The sequence below is a fragment of the Aminobacter sp. P4_H6_2 genome (assembly GCF_056400805.1).
Genome location: NZ_JBFUKO010000370.1, coordinates 1 through 5,331, shown reverse-complemented (window position 1 = coordinate 5,331; position 5,331 = coordinate 1). Strand labels below are relative to the sequence as shown.

The following is a 5,331-nucleotide window of genomic DNA, read 5'->3' as shown; positions in this document are numbered from 1 at the left end:
GGTGGAGCACCGCGATGCTCCGAGCCATCAATTCCCTGGGTGCGTTTCAGACGCAGTGGTGTTTCACAAGGCGCCAAAGCGAATCACCGGTTCGCCGTGATTTTTCCGGCCTGGAATATTTCGCACCCGCCCGTTCCATGTCGCGTGGATTAGCCTTGGTCATTTGGAGGCCCTTGGAAATCAAGGGGACCTACTTGCAGCCTATCTCGACATGACAAAGCCCAAAAGCGAAGGCCTGGATGAGCTGGAGTATCTGGTTTTACTTGGGAAAGGGGTGGTGCCCAGACGCGGATTCGAACCACGGACACGCGGATTTTCAATCCGAATGAGTTAATTGAAAATATTGATTAATTTGGCATCATGTTGCGTCCATGTCGCGTCAAGCTAGCAGGGCTTTCTCCGCAGCGGCCAATTCATCGGCATCATCACCACGCGGAAACAGGTGCCCGTAAACGTCCATAGTCAGCATGATTGACGAATGACCGAGACGGTCCTGCACCACCTTGGCAGGCAGGCCGAGCCCACCGTCGGCCTGGCGGTTGATGCACCATGAAGCATAGAAATGCCGTAGAGCGTGCATGCCGGTGTACTTGGCCTTGACGATCGGGTTGCCGTCTTCGTCCTTGTCCTCAGTCTCGACGGTAACGCCCGCCCCCATCTGAGCCGGGGCCAGCCCGCGGTTGATGATGTTCGACAGCGATTCGACGTTGCCGTTTCCATTCGGAAACATCAGATCAAGCACCATCACCGCGTTGCCGTTCGCATCCATCTTGTCCGTCTTCCGGCGAGGGCAGGAGAGTTGCCATTCCTTCAAGGCGTTGATGACCATCGGCGGGGCAGGGACGACACGTTCGCCAGCTTCGGACTTTGGCCGGCCGATTTCATTGAACCGATCGGCACGTTGATGCACCCGGATTTCTCGCTTATCGAAATCGACGTCGCTCCAGCGCAGGCCGCGAAGTTCTGAGGCTCGCAGGCCGGTGAAGATTGCCGTCAGCAAGAGAGGGCGCCAGCGCCCGTCCAGTGCGCCGACAATGGCCTTGATCTCCTCGCGGGAGGGAATATCCACCCCGATCTTGAGTCTGCCCTTCTGGCGCTTCTCCTGGCGGCGTTCGGTGCCTTGCTTGCGCTTGCCTCGCATATCCCGAACGGGGTTCTTTGAGGTCAGTCCGCGTTCCAGCGCGTCAGACAGGAGCGAACTCAAGCTGACCAGCACCTTGCGCCCCATCGCGGGGGAACGGCCTTCATCGCGCAGCTTATCTTCAAATGCCCGCACAGCCGGCACGTTGAGCTTCGACAACAGCGTGTCGCCCAGAAACGGCTTAATATGAAGCTCGATATGCTGGCGGTACTGATCCGTTGTGGATCGCTCGAGGCCAGACGCTTCGGCAGAAGCCAGCCAGAAATCTGCGGCTTTTCCAACCGTCACGCTGTCGGTGTCAGCAACGTGCGTGCCGTCCCTGACTTCGACGTGAGCTGTTGCCGAGAAGCCGTCAGCTTCCTTCTTCTTTGCGAAGGTCTTCAGCCGGCGCTTGCCCTTGGTGTCGACATAGTCGACCACCCAGGCGGTCTTTTCTTCGCCCTTGGCATTCGTCCACGTGCGCTTGCGAATGCTCACTATCGGTTCTCCGGCCTTTGCACCGACCAGCCAAGCATCCGCATCTTGTCAGCAAGTCTATCGAGTGCCCTGTCGACAGATGACGTGACCATCCTCTCCAACTCGGCGAAGCGGGCGTTGTGATTGTCAATGTCGCCTTCGGGCCAGACATGACCCTGAAGTAGTTCGACTTCCTTGGCAGGCAATCCGCCAAGGAAGACCAGCGCGAGCTCTTCCACACGTTTTCGTTGTTCATTGTCGATCGGCTGGTTGAGAAGGTCGATCATCCTCCACAACAGGGTACGGGCAGTCGACAGTTCGTCAAAATCCCCACTGAAATCAAAGCTATCGGCGAGACGCGCCACAATTTCGGCGGTCATGCTCCGATGGTTTTCGGCTGCGGCGTTTTCCACCTTCACCTTCAGGTCTTCCGGAATACGCAGTCGGAAGTGCAAATCTTCTCTAGCCATGCCTCACCAATGACACACAAACTCGTTGACAGCTATGCCACACCCATGACACACACACACATGCCACACCAATGACGCACCAACAAGCGCCATCGTTTCGGGTGGTTAACAAGGAGTGAGGCCATTGAACAGCAAAGACGACATACTCGACCTGATTTGGGGAGTGCAGGCGATCGCCGACCTGATCGGAAGAACCTACCAGCAAACGCATCACATGATCGCCACAGGAAAACTCCCGATGGTGAAGCAGATCGGCGAGCGGCACGTAGTCAGCCGCAGCAAGCTGATCGCATTCTTCATGGAAGACGCGGCATGACCAACTCCGCTCAACTAATCGAACTGGACGGCCAGCGCGTTTCGCTCAAGGGGGAGATGGTCAGCCTGACTGGCCTATGGAAGGCGGCGGGCTCCGATCCGTCTAAGCAGCCGGCCAAGTGGCGTGAACTGCCATCGACCAAAGAGTTCGCGGCGCACGTCGCTGATGTAGTCCTCCGAAAATCGGAGGATGAGATTTTCACGGTCGCACGCGGTCGGAACGCCCAGACCTTCGCCCACTGGCACATTGCCATGAGCTACGCCCGCTATCTCGATCCGGCCTTCGCCGTTCGCTGCAACGAGATCGTCCGCACTCACATGGAGCATCGGCTTGCGCCCGCTTCCGACTTCCCTGCCGAGTTGATGGAAATGATCAAGCGCACGGACGGCATCGTTCGGATGCTGGCGAAGAAGGTGACGCGGATCGAGCACGCTGTCGCGGACGGTGTGCAGCACGAGCCGGCGGCGTTCACGATCACCGTCGAGCCTCGCAAGGGGAAGGCAGCTTGATGCAGGTCTCATTTGAAAGCAACGGCGCTGCCACTCCTGAGTTTCGCGCCGCAATCCTTGGGGAATTGGTTCGACATATATCGGTGCAGCTCACTGCGCTGCCATATGGCGAAGCCTTGTCTCACATCATGAAGGCATCCGCGTGCACAGAGGAACAAGTAGGCGGCGAGGTACTTCGCGCCTGGTTCCTTCTCGATAGGTCTTGGATCATGGAATCCAGCCAATTCGGCGTGATTTCGGCAGGAACCACCGCAAAGCCGACGCCCTTCGTCACCGATTACATTTGGGAAGATCAGGTTTGGATGTCCCGCGTAGAAGAGGGCGCGTGATGTCCAACCAGAAAGCAAAAGGCCCGGCCAGGACTGCAATCCTGCCGAGCCGTGGTTCCCACAATTCCCCCAAAGGAAATGAAATGAACGTGCATAACAGTACCACGGCCGCGGCGTGTGCGGCAACCGTGCCGTATCCGGCGCACTCACCCATCGACGAAATGGACGCAGCCATAGCGAGGTTGCGCACGATCCGTGCCGCTGTCTTGGCTGATAGCTTGGGTCTGGCCGAATACAGCATGTGCGACGCCGAAATCATGATCAGCGATGTTCTCGACCAACTCGACCCGATCCGCACCTTCCTCGCTGAGGAGAATATGCCCTTCCTCGAATGCCGGCGCGAATGGTTCGCCCGGAAGGGCGGTGTGGCATGAGCGCTTCATCGATCATCGATCCCTCCAAGCTGTCGATCGAGCAGATGTTCGCCCTGCGCACGGCGCTCGGCACTGTCTTCAACGTCATGAGCGGCTTGCTCTGCCAGCCGAAATTCTATCGGCAGAACGAGCTCGACGAGGCCGGAGAAATGCTCGACCTCCTTCAGGAAGAGGTGGGCCACGCAATTGACGCCCTGAGACAGGAGGCCCTTACGCGGAAGCCGGTGACAGGCGGCGACCTCCGTCGGCAGGTGTTCTTTGCAGCCGAGGACTGGGCCGATGGCTCGTGCGAGCCACGCGCGGCCCTCAAAGGGCTGATCAATGCCCTGACGCCAATGGCCGAGAGGAGAGTTGCAGCATGAGACCTCGCACACTTCCAACATCGCTTACCGACACGCTGCGTCCGACCGGTAACGTCGAACTCGTCAGGCAGCTCGCGGACGAACTGGCCGAGTCCATGCGCCTGATCCACGGCGGCGCATGGCGCATCCTGATCGACCATGAAGTGCATTTCGTTGTGGTGAGGATGCAATGAGGCTCTTACGCTCCCTCCTGGCGCTCTACCACGCGCGCCGAGCCGTCCACCTCCAACGCCGGTCAGATTGGCACGCTGACCGCTTCTACGATCTGCGCGCCACCAGTCGGCCGGCAATGTCTGCCGCCGAGCTTTTCCTTCTCGCATCGATCGTCGGTGTCGGCCTTGCCGGCATCTGGATCGGGATCATCTGGAGGGCGGCATGAACGCCGTTGCCAACCGCAAAGCGGCTTCGGCCGTCAACATCTTTGATCCAGTTGCTCGCCTCGCCGATGTTCCTGATCTCGCTAGAAGTGGAAGACGCCGTCGGTTCGAGCCTAAGGCTTCCAGGCAATGGCTGTGGCCGAAGACGCGACCAAACCAACGCGATGCGTTTCGCGCATGGAAGTACGTCGCAAGCCAGGTCATTCGCGAAGCCCGGTATGAGCACCGCACGCTCGCTGCGTTCGCTGACTTCATCAACTGGAAGTCCGGCAAGATATTCGCGAGCAATGAAGACCTTGGCCGTGCAGCGGGAGGGTTCTCCGCAAAGACCGCATCCAGGGACGTCGCAGCATACGTCGCCTTGGGAATCATCACGATCGATCTTGGCTGGCGCCGCAAGGAGGGAAAGATCGTTCGCTGCCGCACGATCACGCTTGCCGTACCGATCAATCTGCCAGCTTCGGTCACGCTCTCGGGGATCGAAAATCATGTGGACCACTGCGGTCCAGATGGAGGGGCAGAATGATCGAAAATCATGTGGACCACAGTGGTCTCATCACCCTTGAAAGCATAAGAGCCGCCACCATCGCTGTTTTCCCACTGGCGTTTAGACAGAGCGAGGTTCGGTCGGCGGCTCATCAGCTCGGCGCGCGCAATCGATACCAGGGGCAGCAGTGGTGGGCAGCGCACATCAAGCGCCATCGCCGGTCCCTTCGCGATCTCGGGCTCAGCGCTGAACTTATCGACCGTGAAATCGAACGCTACGGTAGTGCAGTCAGCCGAGCCCTTCTTCTTCCAAAGCAATCTTATGGCTCAACACCGGATGGTGCAGCATGACCATTGACGCAGGTAATGCCGGCCGCACAGCGGTCGGCGGGGGTACAGGGACTAAGTCCCTGTCGGGGTTCGGGGCGGAGCCCCGTGGACAGGTAGAGAACGTCATCCGCGCGCGCGCCTTCGTTCCACTTGCAGCCGGCCAATGGGTGTTGGCCTATGT

The 5,331-nt window shown here is 59.0% G+C and carries 11 protein-coding genes and 1 tRNA gene; 9 read left to right on the top strand and 3 right to left on the bottom strand.

Features of this window, described 5'->3' with window-relative positions; translation table 11 throughout:
• Positions 1–275 precede the first annotated feature (275 nt).
• From AC1DUU_RS21975 to AC1DUU_RS21965, 3 genes are all read right to left on the bottom strand, one after another.
• Positions 276–344 (bottom strand) — tRNA-OTHER (locus AC1DUU_RS21975).
• Positions 345–379: 35 nt separating this feature from the next.
• A complete protein-coding gene (locus tag AC1DUU_RS21970) occupies positions 380–1,618 on the bottom strand; it encodes a tyrosine-type recombinase/integrase (RefSeq protein WP_476785510.1) in 1,239 nt (412 codons plus the stop codon).
• Positions 1,618–2,067, bottom strand: a complete 450-nt coding sequence (locus AC1DUU_RS21965; protein ID WP_476785509.1) for an Arc family DNA-binding protein — start codon at positions 2,065–2,067, stop codon at positions 1,618–1,620. The genes AC1DUU_RS21970 and AC1DUU_RS21965 overlap by 1 nt, the downstream gene beginning before the upstream one ends.
• A 124-nt stretch (positions 2,068–2,191) precedes the next feature.
• Here AC1DUU_RS21965 and AC1DUU_RS21960 point away from each other — a divergent pair, with 124 nt between their 5' ends.
• The 9 genes from AC1DUU_RS21960 to AC1DUU_RS21920 are packed head-to-tail and all read left to right on the top strand — an operon-like array spanning position 2,192 to position 5,171.
• A complete protein-coding gene (locus tag AC1DUU_RS21960) occupies positions 2,192–2,383 on the top strand; it encodes a hypothetical protein (RefSeq protein ID WP_476785508.1) in 192 nt (63 codons plus the stop codon).
• Positions 2,380–2,892: a KilA-N domain-containing protein gene (locus tag AC1DUU_RS21955; RefSeq protein WP_476785507.1), complete on the top strand. Its 513-nt coding sequence runs from the start codon at positions 2,380–2,382 to the stop codon at positions 2,890–2,892. Before AC1DUU_RS21960 ends, AC1DUU_RS21955 begins: the two co-directional genes overlap by 4 nt.
• A complete protein-coding gene (locus tag AC1DUU_RS21950; protein WP_476785506.1) occupies positions 2,889–3,221 on the top strand; it encodes a hypothetical protein in 333 nt (110 codons plus the stop codon). Before AC1DUU_RS21955 ends, AC1DUU_RS21950 begins: the two co-directional genes overlap by 4 nt.
• A complete protein-coding gene (locus AC1DUU_RS21945; protein ID WP_476785505.1) occupies positions 3,221–3,595 on the top strand; it encodes a hypothetical protein in 375 nt (124 codons plus the stop codon). The genes AC1DUU_RS21950 and AC1DUU_RS21945 overlap by 1 nt, the downstream gene beginning before the upstream one ends.
• Positions 3,592–3,957: a hypothetical protein gene (locus AC1DUU_RS21940; protein ID WP_476785504.1), complete on the top strand. Its 366-nt coding sequence runs from the start codon at positions 3,592–3,594 to the stop codon at positions 3,955–3,957. The genes AC1DUU_RS21945 and AC1DUU_RS21940 overlap by 4 nt, the downstream gene beginning before the upstream one ends.
• Positions 3,954–4,130, top strand: coding sequence for a hypothetical protein (locus AC1DUU_RS21935; RefSeq protein ID WP_476785503.1), 177 nt, complete (start codon positions 3,954–3,956; stop codon positions 4,128–4,130). The genes AC1DUU_RS21940 and AC1DUU_RS21935 overlap by 4 nt, the downstream gene beginning before the upstream one ends.
• Positions 4,127–4,336, top strand: coding sequence for a hypothetical protein (locus tag AC1DUU_RS21930; RefSeq protein ID WP_476785502.1), 210 nt, complete (start codon positions 4,127–4,129; stop codon positions 4,334–4,336). The genes AC1DUU_RS21935 and AC1DUU_RS21930 overlap by 4 nt, the downstream gene beginning before the upstream one ends.
• Positions 4,333–4,860: a hypothetical protein gene (locus AC1DUU_RS21925; RefSeq protein WP_476785501.1), complete on the top strand. Its 528-nt coding sequence runs from the start codon at positions 4,333–4,335 to the stop codon at positions 4,858–4,860. The genes AC1DUU_RS21930 and AC1DUU_RS21925 overlap by 4 nt, the downstream gene beginning before the upstream one ends.
• Positions 4,857–5,171 carry a DUF6074 family protein gene (locus AC1DUU_RS21920; protein ID WP_476785500.1) on the top strand — a complete coding sequence of 105 codons (315 nt, stop codon included), beginning with the start codon at positions 4,857–4,859 and terminating at the stop codon, positions 5,169–5,171. The genes AC1DUU_RS21925 and AC1DUU_RS21920 overlap by 4 nt, the downstream gene beginning before the upstream one ends.
• Positions 5,172–5,331: the final 160 nt, after the last annotated feature.

What these genes read in the sequence shown, in the direction of transcription:
- AC1DUU_RS21920 (WP_476785500.1), top strand. Translation starts at nt 4,857, where the DNA reads ATGATCGAAAATCATGTGGACCACAGTGGTCTCATCACCCTTGAAAGC.
- AC1DUU_RS21955 (WP_476785507.1), top strand. Translation starts at nt 2,380, where the DNA reads ATGACCAACTCCGCTCAACTAATCGAACTGGACGGCCAGCGCGTTTCG.
- AC1DUU_RS21965 (WP_476785509.1), bottom strand. Translation starts at nt 2,067, where the DNA reads ATGGCTAGAGAAGATTTGCACTTCCGACTGCGTATTCCGGAAGACCTG.
- AC1DUU_RS21930 (WP_476785502.1), top strand. Translation starts at nt 4,127, where the DNA reads ATGAGGCTCTTACGCTCCCTCCTGGCGCTCTACCACGCGCGCCGAGCC.
- AC1DUU_RS21940 (WP_476785504.1), top strand. Translation starts at nt 3,592, where the DNA reads ATGAGCGCTTCATCGATCATCGATCCCTCCAAGCTGTCGATCGAGCAG.
- AC1DUU_RS21925 (WP_476785501.1), top strand. Translation starts at nt 4,333, where the DNA reads ATGAACGCCGTTGCCAACCGCAAAGCGGCTTCGGCCGTCAACATCTTT.
- AC1DUU_RS21935 (WP_476785503.1), top strand. Translation starts at nt 3,954, where the DNA reads ATGAGACCTCGCACACTTCCAACATCGCTTACCGACACGCTGCGTCCG.
- AC1DUU_RS21945 (WP_476785505.1), top strand. Translation starts at nt 3,221, where the DNA reads ATGTCCAACCAGAAAGCAAAAGGCCCGGCCAGGACTGCAATCCTGCCG.